We start from the raw sequence: 17,627 nt of genomic DNA on the forward strand, positions 1-17,627 counted from the left end.
TTGTGATGTGCATAGCATCTAAGTTTGTATTGAATTTAAAATCTAATACAATGAAAAGAGTTTATGCAATTATTTTATGTTTTACAGTGTTTACTAATCTGTCTTTATCAGCACAAGAAGAATCAAGTTCTCGAATCAATCAGTTAATTGGGAAATGGAAAATTGATTTATCTCCGTATGATAAATCGGATAGTAATTATGCTATAATGATTATAGATAGAGTGTCTAAGAATTCAATTGAGGGAACATTTTATCGAGAAGGAGTATCAATAAGAGAGGGGAGAATTAATGTTCAGAATAAGAATATTTATGGAGCATTAGTTTCTGGAGATAATTCAGGTGATTATAATACCTCATTTTATCTTAAAAACGGAAAACTTTATGGCTCAACACATTCTCTTAAGAAAGATTTTTTGGCAGTTTGGGAAGCTGTTAAGGAAACTAAATAAAAAAAGCCGAGTAAGATATTACTCGGCTTTTTTAATATTTTTTTAAGGAATCTTATAAGTCAAAACCAATACTAACGCCAAGTTTGCTGGCAATAATATTAGTAATTCTTCTTTTAACTTCTGGTATCCTTACACTTTCTAAAACAGTATTTGCAAATGCATACATTAATAAAGCATTGGCTTCTTTTTTAGGAATTCCTCTTTGCTGCATGTAAAATAAAGCTTGTTGATCTAATTGACCTATAGTACAACCATGAGAACATCTCACGTCATCAGCAAATATTTCCAATTGAGGTTTTGCATTTATAGTAGCTTTATCGCTCACTAAAACATTGTTGTTTTGTTGGTAAGCATTTGTTTTTTGAGCTTCTTTTTCAACAACTACTTTTCCGTTAAATACACCAACAGAACGATCAGCATAAATTCCTTTATAATCTTGATGACTTTCGCAATTTGGTTCTATATGATGCACTAAAGTATGATGATCTACATGTTGCTTTCCTTCAAGAATAGTTACACCTTTTAAAATTGAATTGATATGTTCTCCTTTTTGAAAGAAATTAAGATTATTTCTTGTGATATTTCCTCCAAAAGAGAAGGTGTGTACTGAACAAGTACTTTCTTTTTGTTGTTCAATGAATGTATTATCTACTAAAGAGGCATTAATGTTATCGTTTTGGATTTTGTAGTAATCAACATTAGCATGTGTATCTACAAAAATTTCAGTAACCGAATTTGTTAGTACAGCTTGATCGGTTAAGCTTTGATGGCGCTCAATAATTTGAACATGAGCATTTCTTTCAGCAACAATTAAGTTACGAGGTTGTAACATGGTTGCGTTTTCAGCTCCAGTAGTAAAGTTGATAATTTGTATTGGTTTTTCAACTTCTACATTTCTTGGAATATAGATGTAAGCTCCTTCAGTAGCGAATGCAGTATTTAATGATGTTAAATTATCTTGCTTCGCTGCCTTGTTGAAATAATTTTCAATTACAGGTTTATATTTAGCTTTGTCTAAAGCAGAAGATAATAAACAAACATCAATATTATCGTGAGTTGTTTCAGATAAAAAAGAACTGTATTTTCCATCAATAAACACTATTTTGTAAGTATCTATATCATGGATGAAATATTTTTTTACATCTGCTAATTCAACGGCCTTTTCAGCTTTAGGAAATAAACTATAATCTTCTTTTAAAACTGAATTTAAAGAAGTGTATTTCCAAGCTTCTAATTTCTTAGTAGGAAAGCCTAGTTTTTCAAAATTCTGTAGTGCTTTTGATCGTATTTCATGGACATCTGAATTTACATTCAAACCATTCTCAAAAGCAACATATGATGATATTAATTTATCTTTTAATTCCATTGTATTTCAGTATTCAGTATTTAGTATTCGGTATGCAGTTTTATAATCACTGTTTACTTTCTACTATGAACTGGTTACTGGCGTTATGCGCCAACTTCTTCCTTAATCCAATCGTATCCTTTAGCTTCTAATTCTAAAGCTAAAGATGCGTCACCAGTTTTAACAATCTTTCCATCATGTAAAACATGTACGAAATCTGGAACAATATAATCTAATAAACGTTGATAGTGTGTAATTACAATTACAGCGTTATCTTTAGATTTCAGTTTATTCACACCATTAGCAACAATACGTAAAGCGTCAATATCTAAACCTGAATCAGTTTCATCTAAAATAGCTAGCTTAGGTTCTAACATAGCCATTTGAAAAATCTCATTACGCTTCTTTTCACCACCAGAAAATCCTTCGTTTAATGAACGTGATAAGAATTTGCGATCAATCTCTAGTAATTCAGACTTTTCACGAATCTTCTGAAGCATTTCCTTAGCTGGCATTTCTTCTAAACCTTGTGCTTTTCTAGATTCGTTAATTGATGTTTTAACAAAATTAGTTACAGTCACACCAGGTATTTCAACAGGGTATTGAAATGATAAAAACACACCTGCATGTGCTCTTTCTTCAGGTGCTAATTCGCTAATATCTTCACCTTCTAACTCAATAGTTCCAGAAGTTACTTCGTATTCTTCTTTACCTGCTATTACAGAAGCCATTGTACTCTTACCAGCTCCATTAGGTCCCATAATTGCATGTACTTCTCCTGCTTTTACTTCTAAGTTCAATCCTTTTAAGATTGACTTTTCTTCTATTGCTGCGTGTAAATTTTCTATTTTTAACATCTTGATTTATGCTATATGCTTTTAGCTTTTTGCTGCAAGCGTAATTTTAACTTAATAATTGATATATTTTCAAATTAACACATTGGTTAATTATCCTACAGAACCTTCTAAAGAGATTTCTAATAATTTTTGTGCTTCTACTGCAAACTCCATAGGTAATTTGTTTAATACTTCTTTACTAAAACCGTTAACAATTAATGCAATAGCTTTTTCAGTATCTATACCTCTTTGATTACAATAGAATAATTGATCTTCTCCAATCTTACTTGTAGTAGCTTCATGCTCTACTTGTGCAGATTTATTTTTTGTTTCTATATATGGAAATGTGTGTGCTCCACATTCATTACCCATTAGTAAAGAATCACATTGCGAGAAGTTACGAGCATTCTCAGCTCTAGCTCCTATTTGAACTAAACCACGGTAACTGTTTTGCGATTTACCTGCAGAAATACCTTTAGAAATAATTGTAGACTTCGTGTTTTTTCCTAAATGAATCATTTTAGTTCCAGTGTCTGCTTGTTGGAAATTATTAGTAACTGCAATTGAGTAGAATTCTCCTACAGAATTATTTCCTTTTAAAACACAACTTGGATATTTCCATGTAACTGCAGAACCTGTTTCAACTTGTGTCCAAGAGATTTTAGCATTGGTTTCGCATAAACCACGCTTGGTTACAAAATTGAAAACTCCTCCTTTTCCTTCTGCATCACCAGGAAACCAGTTTTGTACTGTTGAGTATTTGATTTCGGCATCGTCAAGAGCAATTAATTCAACAACAGCAGCGTGTAATTGATTCTCATCACGTTGAGGTGCTGTACATCCTTCTAGATAAGAAACATAACTACCTTTGTCAGCAATCACTAAAGTTCTTTCAAATTGTCCTGTTCCACCTTCGTTGATTCTGAAGTAGGTTGATAGTTCCATAGGACAACGAACGCCTTTAGGAATGTAACAGAAAGATCCATCAGAGAAAACAGCAGAATTTAATGCTGCATAGAAATTATCAGTAGTTGGAACTATAGAACCGATATATTTTTTAACCAATTCAGGATGTTCTTGAATAGCCTCAGAAATTGGCATGAAAATGATTCCTTTTTCAGCTAATGTTTCTTTAAAAGTAGTAGCTACAGAAACAGAATCCATTACGATATCTACCGCTACATTAGCTAATCTTTTTTGTTCTTCTAAAGAGATTCCTAATTTCTCAAAAGTAGCTAACATTTCAGGATCCACTTCATCTAAACTATTTAATTTAGGTTTCTGTTTAGGAGCCGAATAGTATGAAATATCTTGAAATTTAGGTTTTTCATAATTCACATTTGCCCATTCTGGTTCTTCCATTTGTTGCCAAACTCTAAACGCCTCTAAACGCCACTCAGTCATCCATTCAGGCTCATTCTTCTTTTTAGAAATGGCACGAACTATATCTTCATTTAATCCCTTAGGAAATGTTTCGCTTTCAATATCTGTATAAAAACCATACTCATATTCTTTGGTTTTTAATTCTTCTCTTAAATCGTCTTCAGTGTACTTACTCATTTTTTCAGTAATCAGTTATCAGTAATCAATTATCACTTTTTATAGAGAAAAACTTTCTCCGCACCCGCATGTTCTGTTGGCATTAGGATTGTTAAAAACAAATCCTTTTCCGTTTAATCCGCCAGAATATTCTAAGGTAGTTCCTACTAAATACAGGAAACTTTTTTTATCAACAACAAGCTTAACACCATTTTCTTCGAAAATTTTGTCGCTTTCTTGGGTTTCTTTATCAAAACTTAAGTCGTATGAAAGTCCGGAACAACCACCACTTTTAACACCTACACGAACAAAATCAGTAGTTGCATTGTAGCCATCGTCTGTCATTAATTCTACAACTTTCTTTTTAGCTGTGTCTGAAACTTTTATCATAGGAATGGTTTCTGTTTAACTTTGAGCTGCAAATATACGACATAAACAGCGATTCTACCATGTAAGCTTAAATGATAATTACGATACCCAGATCAATAAAATTTATGGTTTCTGAAAATTAGGATTATTTAAGAAGTCCGAATCAGATAAAGTTAATAAAAAAACTTTTAAATCAGCTTTATCTTGAGTTGTTAAATTTACGCCACCCTGATCTATTTTTTTCATTAGAGGATCTATTGTTGTAGAGTTTTTTAACCCTTCTGAATAGTGATCGATTACTTCGTCCAGAGTAGTAAATCTACCGTCATGCATATAAGGTGATGTGAAAGCCAAATTTCGTAAAGAAGGCGATCTAAATTTTCCATTATCATTTGGGTCACCTGTTACAGCGCCCAGTCCAAGATCTGAGAAGGTTTCATCTAATCCATTATTATGGAATTGATTATCGGTCCATAATGGGTTGTTTGGATTGCCATGACAATGAAAGCAATCTCCTTTAGTTTCTTGCATAAAAACATCTAATCCGTTTTGCTCTTGTGTAGTTAAAGTAGTTTCACCACGTAGGAATTTATCAAACTTAGCGTTCCCTGAAATTAATGTTCTTTCAAATTGAGCAATGGCTTTTACAACGAGATTAGAATCTACAGGTATATTGCCAAAAGCCTGTTTGAATAATTCAGGATATTCAGAGTGATTGATAAGTCTAGTGGCTACTGTTTTCCAATCATTATTCATTTCTTTGGAATTTGTAACAGGTTCAAAAGCTTGTTTTTCTAGACTAAACTCTTTTCCGTCCCAAGCAAAACGTTCATCAAAATTCCACGCTAAATTAAAAAGTGGCATTGAATTACGCGTGCCGATGCGTCCATTTATACCTTCACTAAATTGTAAATTATCTGTAAAAGCCTTTTTAGGATCGTGACAAGTCGCGCAAGAAACAGAATTATCACCTGATAAAATAGGATCAAAAAATAACTTTCTACCTAAAGCCACTCCTTCAACAGTTAATCTGTTATTTACTGGTATTACAGGAGCAATTAGTTTATCTTCAAAAAGTTTAGGTACCTCTAATGAAATTTCAATAGGTGTGTATGTTTCTTGATCATTACTGTTATCAGAAGAGCAAGAAAGAAAAACACATATAAAAAAAGAAAATGTACAATTACGAATCATTATCTAAACTAAAAACAGTAGCCCCATTGGCACTCATTAATTTTTGAGCATCAAAATTAGGCATTAACATTTGGTTTAATGTGTTTAAATCCCATGTATTAGGATCTTCAAACCACTGGCTAATATCAACAGTAACATTAATTACAATATCACCATCTGTAACTTCTATATTTGTTAAACTGATTGGAATTGATGTGTCTTCGTATACAGGATTAGCAGGGTCTGTTATATCTGCTGCTCGAATTGCATGATAATTAAATCCAGAAGGCATTGTGGTCGTTGTATTGGTATATTTGCCGTCAAATTGCATATAATGGTAACCTCCTCCTAATGATGTAGGTACATTAAAATTAGCTGAATTTAAATCTGCATATTCTCCATCTTTATTATCTTCATCTGAAAACCCAAAAGTAAAATTAAGACTATAGGTTCCATTGATTAGAATTTTATCAATTTCAAAAGATAAATTTTTCTCCTCTCCAAGATCAATAAGTAAATAATCCGATACATCAGTTTCATTATTGTTAGCATCAACTAATTTAATGTTAGACAATACATATCTGTAAAGCTCAATACTAACTTTGTCTTCATTTTCCGTTTCAAAACTCTTTGAATTAAAATCAGCTTTTGTAACTACAACATCATCCCATTTATGTACAAAATTGACTGTGATTTTTTTACTTTGTAGTATAGTGTCTTCATTACTAGAACATGAAACTAAACATAGAAGTAAGGTTAAAGAGTATAAAAATTTTAACATATATATTAATTAAGTTTTGTTATTAGAATGTCAGAAAAGCCCTTATTTTCCGTTATGTCTTTGTCATTACTAGTACTTTCACCAACAGCTATTATACTACCGTCATTTATTTCAGTAACGTCATACAATACATCAACATTAGATCCACCTATAAATTTTTGCCATTTGATAGTTCCTTCAGAGGATATTTTTTGTATCCAAGCATCGTTTTGACCTTTATTAGAGAAATTATTATCTAAACTTCTAGAGTTTCCAACAATTAAAAAATCTCCATTACTAGAAGAAAATATAGAAGAACCAGTTTCAAAGCTTGAGCCACCGTAAGTTTTTTCCCAAATCATTTTTCCATCAGCATCAATTTTAACGAGCCATAAATCGCCACCGCCGTTATTAAATGAAATATCTTTATCATTACTTCTGGTATTTCCTATAATAATGAATTGATTATCATTTGTTTTAACCATCCTTGAAGCTTTATCAGCTTGAGATCCACCAAAGTTCTTTTCCCAAAGTAATGTTCCAGTATTATCTATTTTAACAACCCAGAAGTCATAGTCGCCTTTTGGGTTAGAAATATCCACATCAGTGCTATCTGTAGTTCCAGCAATTAAAAAATCACCGCTACTAGTTTCAATTATATCAGTAGGTGTGTCAGTAAAAGTACCACCATAAAATTTACTCCATTCTTTCTCTCCGGTAGCGTTTAATTTTATAGCCCAGTAATCACCTCCAGCATGTCTAGAGAGTAAACTTTTGGAGTTTCCTTCACCTCCAGATGAGGTAACATCTAATTCTCCAATGAGTAGAAAACCATTGTCAGCAGTTTGAATTACAGCATACCCTGTATCATTTCCTGAAAAGCCATAAGATTTTTGCCATGAAATTTCTCCATTAGCTGTTAGTTTTAACATCCAAAAATCATTGTTTCCTTTGTTTTCTGTAGCGTCTCCATCATTACTTTTACTAAAACCTATGATAGCAAAACCAGTATCAGACGTTTGAATCACGCTATGTGCTCTATCATTATCTGATCCACCGTAAATTTTAGACCATTCTAAAGTATCATTGCTAGAATATTTGAGTAGAAAAAAGTCAGAATCATTTGTTACTTTACTATCAAAATCCTCATTATTACTATCAGTATATCCACAAATAGCATATCCGCCATCATTGGTTTTTACAACTGAATTTGCTATTTCATTTTTATTCCCCCCCAGTGTTTTTATAAATGTAATGTTGATGTTCTCAGTCTGAGAAATCGGAGACTCATTGTTTGAGCAATTTGTAAATACTAATAAGATTGATAGAATAAAGTATAATCTCATAAATTAAGTTCCAGATTTTCTAACAATAAAAAGGCCACGTTGAATATCGTTAATTACAATATTTCCACTAGGAAAGTAAGGATAGACACTCCAAGCTCCGCTAAAATCAGCATTGTTATTTTGAGGAAAAGTATCGAAAAAACCAACTTCATTCATTGAGTTTGTAGCTGCACTTATGTTACTGATATCTAGTTCTCTCATACCAGCGGTGTAGTTAGCGATGAAAAATGAATTACCTTTTACATAACCATTATGATCGACTGCTGTAGTTGGTCCTGTGTATGTTGAAGATAGTGTTGGATTTTCTAAATCACTTAAGTTGAAAACAAGTAAACGTGTATTAAAACCAAAAGTTTGCTCGTCCAATTCATCACCTAAAATAAAATGTGTTTGATCGTCTGTAAACCAACCCTGATGAGCATATCGTACTTGTGGGTAACTTAAAGAAGATAGTAGAACAACATTAGATTTGTCAGTAACGTCTAAAACAACTATTTCATTTTCATTACTTCCAATATATATTTCTTTTCCTGTATATCGTGTATCAGGACCATTGTAGGTTATTACTTGTGCGTCATGTGAATAACCACTACCTATATAGCTTCCTAAAGATGTAGGATTCAAAGGATCACTAATATCTACAAAAACTGGCCCACCACCATTAGTGCTTCTACAGCCTACTAAATATGCAATGGCTTTATCTTCATTAATTACAATATTATGACAACTTTCGACTCCTGTATATACCGTATCAGCAGTAAAATCTACAGGTGGATTAGCAACATTTCTTAATTTAGTAAGATCAAAAACTTGCATACCATGCGCACCTACATTATCAGCAACAATAAAAGCAAAGTTGTTATATATTTTTACATCTCTCCATGAGTTCGCTGACGTATTTGTATTTAAACGTCCTAAAAATATTGGATTTGTAGGTTCGCTAATGTCTACAAAAGCAGTGCTGTTATTTAAGCATGAAATAGCATACTCTTTTCCTGTTGAAGCATCTGTCCAACCCCAAATATCACTTCCTCTAGGTACACCAGGGGTACCTCCTAAAACTGTAGCTGGTATGTTAGCCATTAAATCATAGCCATTACAAGGAAAGTCACCTGCCATACCATTTTTACAGGGTGTTCTTGAGTCTTCAGAAGTATCTGGATTATCACCATCGTCGTTGCCTGGATCATCATTTGAACAGCTAAAGGCTAAAAAAATACATGTAATTAAAGGGAATAAACGGAAACTCATAATGTACATTAATTGAGGTTGTTGGATACTAATGTATAAAATTATTGGATTAAAAGTAAAATTCCTATAATTTCATTGTTAAAAAGCTGATAAGTATTGTTAAAAAATTAGATTGAAGTATCTTTGTTTTATGTTAGAAGATAAAAATAAGCAAAAAACTTCATTAGCTGAATTAGGAGAGTTTGGTCTAATCAGTCACTTAACAGAACATTTCGAAATACATCATGAGTCAACAGTAAAAGGTGTGGGAGACGATTGTGCAGTAGTATCTAATGAAGATGAATTGGTAGTTACTACAGATTTATTAGTTGAAGGAGTACATTTTGATTTAAGTTATGTGCCTTTAAAACATTTAGGTTACAAATCTGTAATGGTAAATCTTTCAGATGTTTATGCAATGAATGCAGAAGCGAAGCAAATTACTGTCTCTATTGCAGTCTCTAATCGTTTTCCATTGGAGGCTTTGGAAGAATTATACTCAGGGATCCAGTTGGCGTGTAAAACATATAAAGTTGACTTAATAGGAGGAGATACTACTTCTTCAACCAAAGGAATGTTAATTTCCATAACCGCTTTAGGTACAGCTAAAAAAGAGGATATTGTATATAGAAATGGAGCAAAATCTAATGATTTAGTTGTAGTGACCGGAGATTTAGGAGGCGCCTATTTAGGATTACAAGTTATGGAAAGAGAGAAGGAAGTATTTAAGGTTAACCCTCAAAATCAGCCCGATCTTGAGTCATATTCTTATATTGTAGAAAGACAATTGAAACCAGAAGCTAGAAAGGATATTCCTAAATTATTGAAAGAATTAGAGGTGAAACCTACAGCTATGATTGATATTTCAGATGGGTTATCATCAGAAATTATGCACATATGTACACAGAGTAAAGTAGGATGTAACTTGTTTGAAGATAAATTCCCACTAGATCCACAAGTAATTTCTACTTGCGAAGAATTTAATTTGGATTCTACAATGGTTGCGCTTAGTGGAGGAGAAGATTATGAGTTGTTGTTTACGGTCTCTATAAATGATTTTGATAAGATAAAAGGAAACCCAAATCTTACTGTAATAGGTCATATTACTGAAGAAAATCAAGGCATGAATTTAATAACCCGTGCAAATCAATCTATTAAATTAAAAGCTCAGGGTTGGAATTCATTCAATGAAGAATCTTAAAAAGTAATGGTATAAAATTTGTATATTGCTGATACGAATTAAATAATTATTAACAACAAAAAATTAAAAGAAATGGGTTTATTTTCATTTATTAAAAATGCCGGAGCTAAAGTTTTTGGAATTGGAAAAACTACTGAAGAAGAAGCCGCTGAGAAAGCTGGTAAATTAGTTGATGCAGTTAATGCATTAGAATTATCTGTTGCTGACTTAAATGTTAGTGTAGATGATGATAAAGCTACAATTACTGGTGAAGCTGCAGATTTAGCAACAAAAGAAAAAGTAGTTTTAGTTGTAGGAAATACAGAAGGAATTGCAACTGTTGAAGATAATATGACTGTAGCTGAAGTAGAAGAAGTAGCTGAAGAAGAAATGGCTCAGTTTCATACTGTAGTTAGCGGAGATACTTTAGGAAAAATAGCTAAAGAATTCTACGGTGATGCTATGAAATACCCTGTAATCTTTGAGGCTAACAAACCAATGTTAGAGCACCCAGATAAGATTTACCCTGGTCAAGTATTAAGAATTCCACCTTTAGTGGACTAACCAAAAGTTATACAACCACAATCAGGAAGCATCACTTTACAGTGGTGCTTTTTTTATTGTTGGATAATAATTGATCAAATAAAATTAGTTGAAAGAAAAATTCTTGAAGTAAATAGGCAAGGATTGCAATTTTGTAGCTACCTTAAAAATTATCTTGTCGAATCTTTCGGCTTTTTTAAAGATAGGTTAAATATAGAAAGCTTTCAAAGTAAATTATTAAATGATATACTTATAAAATTTCTAATACTTTATCTACTATTATCTCAGGTTCAATACTACGCATTACATCTTCATATCCTTCAAATGTTCTATTCCCATAAACAGAGCATGGAAGTAAAGGATAATTTTTTAAATCAGGTACTATACTGTAATCTGAAGGTTGATTAAATGGAGCAAAACCAGCATAAGGATGCGTATTTCCCCATAAAATTATGGTTTTGGTATTTTGCATTGCAGCTAAATGTGCATTAGCACTATCCATAGATAACATTACATTTAAATTTGCAATTAAATTTAATTCATTTTTAAGCCCATTTAATTGACCAGCAACAGAAATAACATTAGAGTATTTACTTTGAAATTCTTCTAAAGTTTCGATATCAGCTTTTCCTCCAAATAAAAATAGTTGTAGATCTTCATTAGATAGCTTTTGAATGACTTTTTCCATTAAATCTAACGGATAGGTTTTAGACTCAAATGCTGCAAAAGGAGCAATACCAATCCATTTTTTTTCTTTTGAACCCAATTTTTGAGTATTAAATGTATTTAATTGTGCTTTTTTAGAAGAATCAGACTGTAAATTAATTTGAATTCCTAGTTTTTTAAATACATCTACATACCTTTCATGTGAAGATTTAAGTTGTTTAAATACCTTATTTTCTTTTCTAGTCAATGCTTTTTTTTCTTTTCTTCCTTTGTCAATTTTTGCAATTTTAGCATTGGAAAAAAAACTGAATAACCCTCTTACAATTTTAGAACGTAGTACATTATGTAAGTCAGCAAAATGAGTAGGCTTATTTTTGTTTAAGTCTTTATATAATCTAATCAGACCTAAAAAACCTTTATGTCTATTGTTAACTTTAGCTGCAAAAAAAGTAACATTCGGAATATCCTCGAATAAAGGTTGTAAAAATTGTTTTGATACAAAAGTGATTTGAGCTTTGGGATGTTGCTTTACCAAATTTTTAATAACAGGTACAGTCATGGCGACATCACCCATGGCAGATAATCTAAAAACTATAATATGAGTTTTTGTATTCAAAAAACAAAGATTTTAAATCTCAAAATTAAGTATAAAAAAATCCACTCAAGGAGTGGATTCTAAATTTTATTTTAAAAGTGCTATTAGCAGAACTCTTCGTAAGCTTGAGATAAGTTTTCAGCAATCATTTCAGCTGAACGCCCTTCAATATGATGTCTTTCTAACATGTGTACTAGTTTCCCATCTTTAAATAAAGCGATAGCTGGTGAAGAAGGAGGAAAAGGGATCATATATTCACGTGCTTTTGCTGTAGATTCTTTTTCTACACCAGCAAAAACAGTAGTTAAATGATCTGGCTTTTTCTCAGTTTCTAAAGAAGCAATTGCGCCTGGTCTAGCCGTACCAGCAGCACAACCACACACAGAATTAACCATTACTAAAGTAGTTCCTTCTTTTGCTAAAGCTGAGTCAACATCTTCTGCATTATATAAAGCTGTAAACCCTGCATTAATTAACTGATCACGCATAGGTTTTACTAATTCTTCTGGATACATAATTATTTATTTTTGAATTACAAAGATACTTATAATCTGATTATATTTGAAATTCATAAAGAATTAGATATGGGAAATTTTACAAAATGGTTAGGAGCTGGTTTAGGATTTACATTTGGAGGTCCAATAGGAGCAATTATAGGATTTGCTATAGGAAGTATGTTAGATTCTGATGTTATTAGTCTTAAAGAATATAAAGAAGAACAAGAAGATTATACACGAAAAACAACTAGACAAAGAACAGAGCGACCAAGAGTGAAAAAAGCTACTGCTGGAGATTTTGAAGTAAGTCTGTTAATTTTATCTTCAATTGTAATAAAAGCAGATGGCAAAATAGATCAAGTAGAGTTAGAATATGTAAGAAAACATTTTATAAATCTTTATGGAGAGCAGCGTGCTACTAGAGCATTTAAATTATTCAATGGCATTATAAAGAAAGATGTTTCAACTCGAGAAGTATGTATCCAAATACGAGAGCATATGTCGCATCCTTCGAGATTACAGTTAATCCACTTTTTATTTGGAATTGCGAAAGCAGATGGAAATGTTACAGCTTCAGAAGAAGAAGCTATCCATAAAATTTCAGGGTACCTATATATCAGTTCTGGAGATTACACTTCAATAAAAGCAATGTTTTATAATGAAATTGACGCTTCATATAAAATACTTGAGATTTCAAAAGACGCTTCTCATGATGAAATTAAAAAAGCGTATAGAAAAATGGCTAAAAAGTATCATCCAGATCGTTTGCAGAACATTGGAGAAGAGCATAAAAAAGCAGCTAAAGAAAAATTTCAAAGTATACAAAAAGCTTATGAAAGTATAAAAGCAGAAAAAAATATCACTTAAATTTTATAAGATTAGTTTTCTATAAAAAAAGAGGTTTTTAACTTTTTTTTATCATTGTGGTGACTTATATGTTAATAAAGTGTCAAAAAACAAAGGCATTTTTTTATCTTTAAAGGACACATTGACCCCCGGAAATCTAAAACATGGAAACTAATCATAGAGTGGCTTACAAAAAAGTAAGTCTTTTGAAATTTGGACGATTAAAATTTTCAACTCAGAAAACAAAAACATTACTTCTTTTGGTTTTTGTTTTTACTAGTGTAGTGTCATTAGCTCAGTTGGATAGTAAGCATTATTTACCACCATTAAAACAGACTTCAGGAACAAATAATAATGCAAGTCATAATAGTAGTGCAGCTATACAACAACAGTCAATTTATCTTTCTACTCCAGAGACAACTCCTTTTGTAGTAAATGTGTATAGAGGAACTTCTGGTACACCATGGCTTACCATACCTAGTTTAGTAAAAGGAACACCATTTATAATAGATAATGTAGATGATTCAGCGGGAGGATTTACAGATGCGGTATTGGCAAACAGTAATAATAATATCACGTTAGTTACTAACGGAAATACCGGAACAAAATTAACCACTGCAGGTTTACGATTTGAAGCGCCTGGAGGACAAAAATTTTATGTGAATTATAGAGGGAGGTCTGGAGCACAGGCTGGTTCTCTTACCTGCAAAGGAGGAAAAGCTTTAGGTAAAGAATTTAGATGGGGAGGTATAGCAAATAGACATAGCAATGCTAATAGTAGTACAAGTTTAGGAATTATGGCTACAGCTGCTAATACAACAGTTACTATTTCAGGTTTTAATCCAGATTGTGCGTTTAGAAATGGAACTGATCCCGATGGTATTACTGATGATGTTATTGTGATTCCAAATATGCAGCCAGGTGAAACTTATGTATTAGAAGCAGTCAGAAATCAAGGAGGAGTAAATGCAACCATAAATGCAGCCAATGTAGATGGATGGTTAGGTGCTAAAATTGAGGCCACTGAGCCTATTGCTATTGCAAGTGGAGGACTGAATTTTGGAATTAGAAGTACCTCTCAGGGTAGAGATGTAGGTATAGATCAACCAGTGCCTACTAACGTAATTGGGAGAGAATATGTGTTTATGAGAGGGGCTGGTGATGCTAATGATGGAACGGAATTTCCAGTAATTGTAGCTACGAATGATGATACAGATGTTTTTGTAGGAACTACTCTTATAGGTACAATAGATGATGGAGAATATTTAGAAATACCAGGTTCAAATTATTCTGGAAATACTCCAGGTTCTAATATGTATGTTAGAACATCTAAAGATGCTTATGCGTATCAATGTTTAGCTGGGCAAACAGATCGAATACAAACAGTAGGAATGAACTTTATTGCTCCTGTAAATTGTTTATTACCAAATACTTTAGAAGAAATACCGCAAATTCAAGATATAGCTAATACAAATTCAAATATTTCAGCCTTAACCATTGTAGCTTCAACCTTAATAAACGATGCAGATATTGATATTTTTCAAAATAATGTTCAAATCACAACACCAGCTTCAACCTTAGTTGATGATGGAACCGGATCTCCGCAATGGAAAACATTTTATGTTCCAGGGTTAACAGGTGAAATTTCTGTAGTTACACCAGGGCCTATTGCTATAGGAACATTTATGTCTTTAGGACAAAATGCTGGTCTAGCCGGTTATTTCTCTGGATTTGATACTGTTCCGGTTGTAGAAGTAGAAATTACGGGAGGAGGTTGTCATCCAGGTTCTAATTTACAAGAAGTTACAGGCGGATTTGCCAATTACGCATGGTATAAAGGGTTTGATGAAGTGTCAGGTACATTATTGGCTAGCGGACCGGGTTTACAAACTTATGACCCTACGTTAAATGGTGTAGGTAATTATTTTGTTAGAGTTACTGACTTTGGAGGTTGTGAGTATAATTCTGCAGTGGTTACTTTTTTTAGTTGTGACCCTGAAGTACAAGTAACAAAAGTAGATAATGCGGATCCAATAGATGCAGGTAGTGATGTAACATTTACAATTACTATAGAAAGTTTTGCTGTCGACCCGATTACAAATGTTGTTGTTACTGATGTTCTTCCTACAGAGCTAGAATTTGTTAGTGCAAATCCTGAACCAGGAACTACTTTTTCAAATACAAGTGGACTAACTTGGAATATTGGAGGGATGGATCCTGGAGATAAGTTTGAGTTAGAAATTGTAGCAAGAGCTAGAGATAATGCTTCGGGTACCGTGACTAATACCGTAACTTATAACTATACTGAAATAGGTGGAGAAGTCAATAATTTAACGGATGACTTGGATGAGCCCGTTACTATTAATCCTTGTAATACTGCAAGTGCACCTTCAAGTACACCAACATTATGTGTAAATACCCCATTAACTAATATTACTCATAGTACAACTTTGGCCACAGGTATAGGGACTCCAACAGGTTTACCTGCAGGAGTAAATGCAAATTGGAGTGGAGATGTTATTACAATTAGCGGTACACCAACCAATACTGGGATTTTTAATTATGATATTCCATTAACAGGAGGGTGTAATACGGTTAGTGCTACAGGAACAATTACAGTAAATGCACTTCCGGTAGCTAACCCTATTACTGGTCCTACTGAAGTTTGTGTAAGTAGTACCATAGATTTAACAGAAGGAACTGCAGGAACTATAGCATGGAATTCTTCGGATACCGGCGTTGCAACGATAGATACGAATGGTGTTGTTACCGGTGTAAGTGCAGGAACAACTGATATAACGTATACAGTAACAGATGTTAATGGATGTACTTCTTTGTCGTCTACAGCATATTCAATTACAGTAAACGTTTTACCAGTATTTACATCATTAAATTCAAATTCTCCTATTTGTGAAGGAGATGATGCTGAATTTACAATCCAAGGTACTCCAAATACAGAATTAACATACAACATTAATGGAAATGCAAATCAAACGGTTTTACTCAATGGAAGTGGTAGTGCTATCATTACTGAGACATCAGCGACCAGCGACGTTACAATTAACTTAATTTCATTAGAGATTACATCAACAGGATGTTTAATTAATTTAACGAATACAAATACAGTTATTGTAAATCCAAATCCAGTACTAGCAAGTGTAAGTGATATCATTGTATGTGATGATATGTCAGGAACACAATCGTTAAATGCGAATGATGCAATTACTTTGAATGCTAATACAAGTGTAGTTTGGTATGATGCCGCGATGGGAGGAAACATAGTGGTGTCTCCAATTGTAAATACTACAAGTCCAAGTACGGATCCGCCGACATCTTTTTTTGCTGAAATCACAGATACATCAACTTCTTGTGTAAATCCTGTAAGAGAGGAAGTGAAGTTGCAAATAGTTGCTCCACCATTCCCAGATTTAGTTGAAACAGTTTGCTCCAATGAAGTATTAAATGTAGGTCTTTCTTTTGCTACAACATATACAGTCAGTTCTTCTGATGCAACAAATGTGCCTCCTGGATCTGATAGAACAACTGCAACAGTTGCTAACATAACAGACAATTACGAAAATACCACTGGAGTTCCGGTGAATATTACATATGCAGTAACTATAGCAGATGGTTCGGCTTGTGATGGCGAAACGTTTAATATTGTAGTTACGGTGAATCCAGAGCCATCAAATAGCACACCTCCTGTAGATACAATATGTAGTAATATAACTTTAAGCCATGATTTATCAAGTGATGTAAATATATCAGGAAGTAGTTTTTCATGGTCAGCAATAGATAATCCAAATATTACGGGTGAAACTATTTCTGGAGGATCGGGAACTACTATTAACGATACGTTAATTAATACAACAGGAACTAATCAAGTCGTAGTTTACACAATAATACCAACGAGTCCTAATAGTTGTGTGGGGAGTCCTTATACGTATACAGTAACAGTAAAACCAGCAATAGTAGTTACGGATCAACCCATAACAACTCAAACAATTTGTGTTGGCGCAACACCTACAGATTTATCAGTAACTGTTACAGGCGGTATAGACGGACTAACGTATCAATGGCAAAGTTCTAGTACAAGTGGAAGTGGTTTTACGGATATTACCAGTGCGACTAATTCAACATACACACCAGTTACTACTACATCTGGTACTACCTATTATAGAGTAGTGGTAAGCGACAGTAGCGGAGTTTGTTCAGACTTAATATCAGATGAATCAGAAGTTATAATCAATGCA

15 protein-coding genes are annotated in these 17,627 nt (G+C 33.0%); 5 read left to right on the top strand and 10 right to left on the bottom strand.

Annotated elements, in window-relative coordinates; genetic code table 11:
* Positions 1–50: 50 nt before the first annotated feature.
* A complete protein-coding gene (locus BVC87_RS18255) occupies positions 51–449 on the top strand; it encodes a hypothetical protein (protein WP_075343848.1) in 399 nt (132 codons plus the stop codon).
* Positions 450–501: 52 nt separating this feature from the next.
* Here BVC87_RS18255 and sufD read toward each other — a convergent pair whose 3' ends face one another.
* The 8 genes from sufD to BVC87_RS18295 all read right to left on the bottom strand — a co-directional run bounded on the left by sufD (position 502) and on the right by BVC87_RS18295 (position 9,068).
* Positions 502–1,815 carry a Fe-S cluster assembly protein SufD gene (gene sufD, locus BVC87_RS18260; protein ID WP_075343849.1) on the bottom strand — a complete coding sequence of 438 codons (1,314 nt, stop codon included), beginning with the start codon at positions 1,813–1,815 and terminating at the stop codon, positions 502–504.
* 83 nt (positions 1,816–1,898) lie between these two features.
* Positions 1,899–2,651, bottom strand: coding sequence for a Fe-S cluster assembly ATPase SufC (gene sufC, locus BVC87_RS18265; RefSeq protein WP_075343850.1), 753 nt, complete (start codon positions 2,649–2,651; stop codon positions 1,899–1,901).
* 90 nt (positions 2,652–2,741) lie between these two features.
* Positions 2,742–4,190 (bottom strand): Fe-S cluster assembly protein SufB, encoded by a 1,449-nt coding sequence (sufB, locus tag BVC87_RS18270; RefSeq protein WP_075343851.1) that lies wholly within the window; start codon positions 4,188–4,190, stop codon positions 2,742–2,744.
* Between the two features lie 39 nt (positions 4,191–4,229).
* Positions 4,230–4,559: a HesB/IscA family protein gene (locus tag BVC87_RS18275; RefSeq protein ID WP_075343852.1), complete on the bottom strand. Its 330-nt coding sequence runs from the start codon at positions 4,557–4,559 to the stop codon at positions 4,230–4,232.
* Positions 4,560–4,661: 102 nt separating this feature from the next.
* Complete coding sequence (locus BVC87_RS18280; protein ID WP_075343853.1) at positions 4,662–5,732, bottom strand: cytochrome-c peroxidase; 1,071 nt, start codon at positions 5,730–5,732, stop codon at positions 4,662–4,664.
* Positions 5,722–6,492 carry an MbnP family protein gene (locus BVC87_RS18285; protein ID WP_075343854.1) on the bottom strand — a complete coding sequence of 257 codons (771 nt, stop codon included), beginning with the start codon at positions 6,490–6,492 and terminating at the stop codon, positions 5,722–5,724. The genes BVC87_RS18280 and BVC87_RS18285 overlap by 11 nt, the downstream gene beginning before the upstream one ends.
* A 5-nt stretch (positions 6,493–6,497) precedes the next feature.
* Positions 6,498–7,817, bottom strand: coding sequence for a hypothetical protein (locus BVC87_RS18290; protein WP_075343855.1), 1,320 nt, complete (start codon positions 7,815–7,817; stop codon positions 6,498–6,500).
* Positions 7,818–7,820: 3 nt separating this feature from the next.
* On the bottom strand, positions 7,821–9,068 hold the full coding sequence (locus tag BVC87_RS18295; RefSeq protein WP_075343856.1) for a choice-of-anchor B family protein: 1,248 nt from the start codon (positions 9,066–9,068) through the stop codon (positions 7,821–7,823).
* 130 nt (positions 9,069–9,198) lie between these two features.
* Between BVC87_RS18295 and thiL the strand changes: the two genes are divergently transcribed.
* Both thiL and lysM read left to right on the top strand, forming a co-directional pair.
* Entirely contained in the window at positions 9,199–10,248 is a 1,050-nt protein-coding gene (gene thiL / locus BVC87_RS18300; RefSeq protein ID WP_075343857.1) for a thiamine-phosphate kinase, read from the top strand.
* Between the two features lie 72 nt (positions 10,249–10,320).
* A complete protein-coding gene (gene lysM / locus BVC87_RS18305) occupies positions 10,321–10,791 on the top strand; it encodes a peptidoglycan-binding protein LysM (protein WP_075343858.1) in 471 nt (156 codons plus the stop codon).
* A 229-nt stretch (positions 10,792–11,020) separates the two neighbouring features.
* Here lysM and BVC87_RS18310 read toward each other — a convergent pair whose 3' ends face one another.
* Both BVC87_RS18310 and BVC87_RS18315 read right to left on the bottom strand, forming a co-directional pair.
* Positions 11,021–12,052 (bottom strand): glycosyltransferase family 9 protein, encoded by a 1,032-nt coding sequence (locus BVC87_RS18310; protein WP_317041742.1) that lies wholly within the window; start codon positions 12,050–12,052, stop codon positions 11,021–11,023.
* An 83-nt stretch (positions 12,053–12,135) separates the two neighbouring features.
* On the bottom strand, positions 12,136–12,546 hold the full coding sequence (locus BVC87_RS18315; RefSeq protein WP_075343860.1) for a BrxA/BrxB family bacilliredoxin: 411 nt from the start codon (positions 12,544–12,546) through the stop codon (positions 12,136–12,138).
* Positions 12,547–12,615: 69 nt separating this feature from the next.
* Between BVC87_RS18315 and BVC87_RS18320 the strand changes: the two genes are divergently transcribed.
* Both BVC87_RS18320 and BVC87_RS23510 read left to right on the top strand, forming a co-directional pair.
* Complete coding sequence (locus tag BVC87_RS18320; RefSeq protein ID WP_075343863.1) at positions 12,616–13,395, top strand: TerB family tellurite resistance protein; 780 nt, start codon at positions 12,616–12,618, stop codon at positions 13,393–13,395.
* A 143-nt stretch (positions 13,396–13,538) separates the two neighbouring features.
* Positions 13,539–17,627, top strand: a 4,089-nt coding sequence (locus tag BVC87_RS23510; RefSeq protein ID WP_075343861.1) for a PKD-like domain-containing protein, incomplete at its 3' end; no start/stop codon positions are given.

This window comes from Tenacibaculum agarivorans, from assembly GCF_001936575.1.
GTDB classification, from domain to species: domain Bacteria; phylum Bacteroidota; class Bacteroidia; order Flavobacteriales; family Flavobacteriaceae; genus Polaribacter; species Polaribacter agarivorans.

What these genes read in the sequence shown, in the direction of transcription:
- BVC87_RS18255 (WP_075343848.1), top strand. Translation starts at nt 51, where the DNA reads ATGAAAAGAGTTTATGCAATTATTTTATGTTTTACAGTGTTTACTAAT.
- sufD (WP_075343849.1), bottom strand. Translation starts at nt 1,815, where the DNA reads ATGGAATTAAAAGATAAATTAATATCATCATATGTTGCTTTTGAGAAT.
- sufC (WP_075343850.1), bottom strand. Translation starts at nt 2,651, where the DNA reads ATGTTAAAAATAGAAAATTTACACGCAGCAATAGAAGAAAAGTCAATC.
- sufB (WP_075343851.1), bottom strand. Translation starts at nt 4,190, where the DNA reads ATGAGTAAGTACACTGAAGACGATTTAAGAGAAGAATTAAAAACCAAA.
- BVC87_RS18275 (WP_075343852.1), bottom strand. Translation starts at nt 4,559, where the DNA reads ATGATAAAAGTTTCAGACACAGCTAAAAAGAAAGTTGTAGAATTAATG.
- BVC87_RS18280 (WP_075343853.1), bottom strand. Translation starts at nt 5,732, where the DNA reads ATGATTCGTAATTGTACATTTTCTTTTTTTATATGTGTTTTTCTTTCT.
- BVC87_RS18285 (WP_075343854.1), bottom strand. Translation starts at nt 6,492, where the DNA reads ATGTTAAAATTTTTATACTCTTTAACCTTACTTCTATGTTTAGTTTCA.
- BVC87_RS18290 (WP_075343855.1), bottom strand. Translation starts at nt 7,817, where the DNA reads ATGAGATTATACTTTATTCTATCAATCTTATTAGTATTTACAAATTGC.
- BVC87_RS18295 (WP_075343856.1), bottom strand. Translation starts at nt 9,068, where the DNA reads ATGAGTTTCCGTTTATTCCCTTTAATTACATGTATTTTTTTAGCCTTT.
- thiL (WP_075343857.1), top strand. Translation starts at nt 9,199, where the DNA reads ATGTTAGAAGATAAAAATAAGCAAAAAACTTCATTAGCTGAATTAGGA.
- lysM (WP_075343858.1), top strand. Translation starts at nt 10,321, where the DNA reads ATGGGTTTATTTTCATTTATTAAAAATGCCGGAGCTAAAGTTTTTGGA.
- BVC87_RS18315 (WP_075343860.1), bottom strand. Translation starts at nt 12,546, where the DNA reads ATGTATCCAGAAGAATTAGTAAAACCTATGCGTGATCAGTTAATTAAT.
- BVC87_RS18320 (WP_075343863.1), top strand. Translation starts at nt 12,616, where the DNA reads ATGGGAAATTTTACAAAATGGTTAGGAGCTGGTTTAGGATTTACATTT.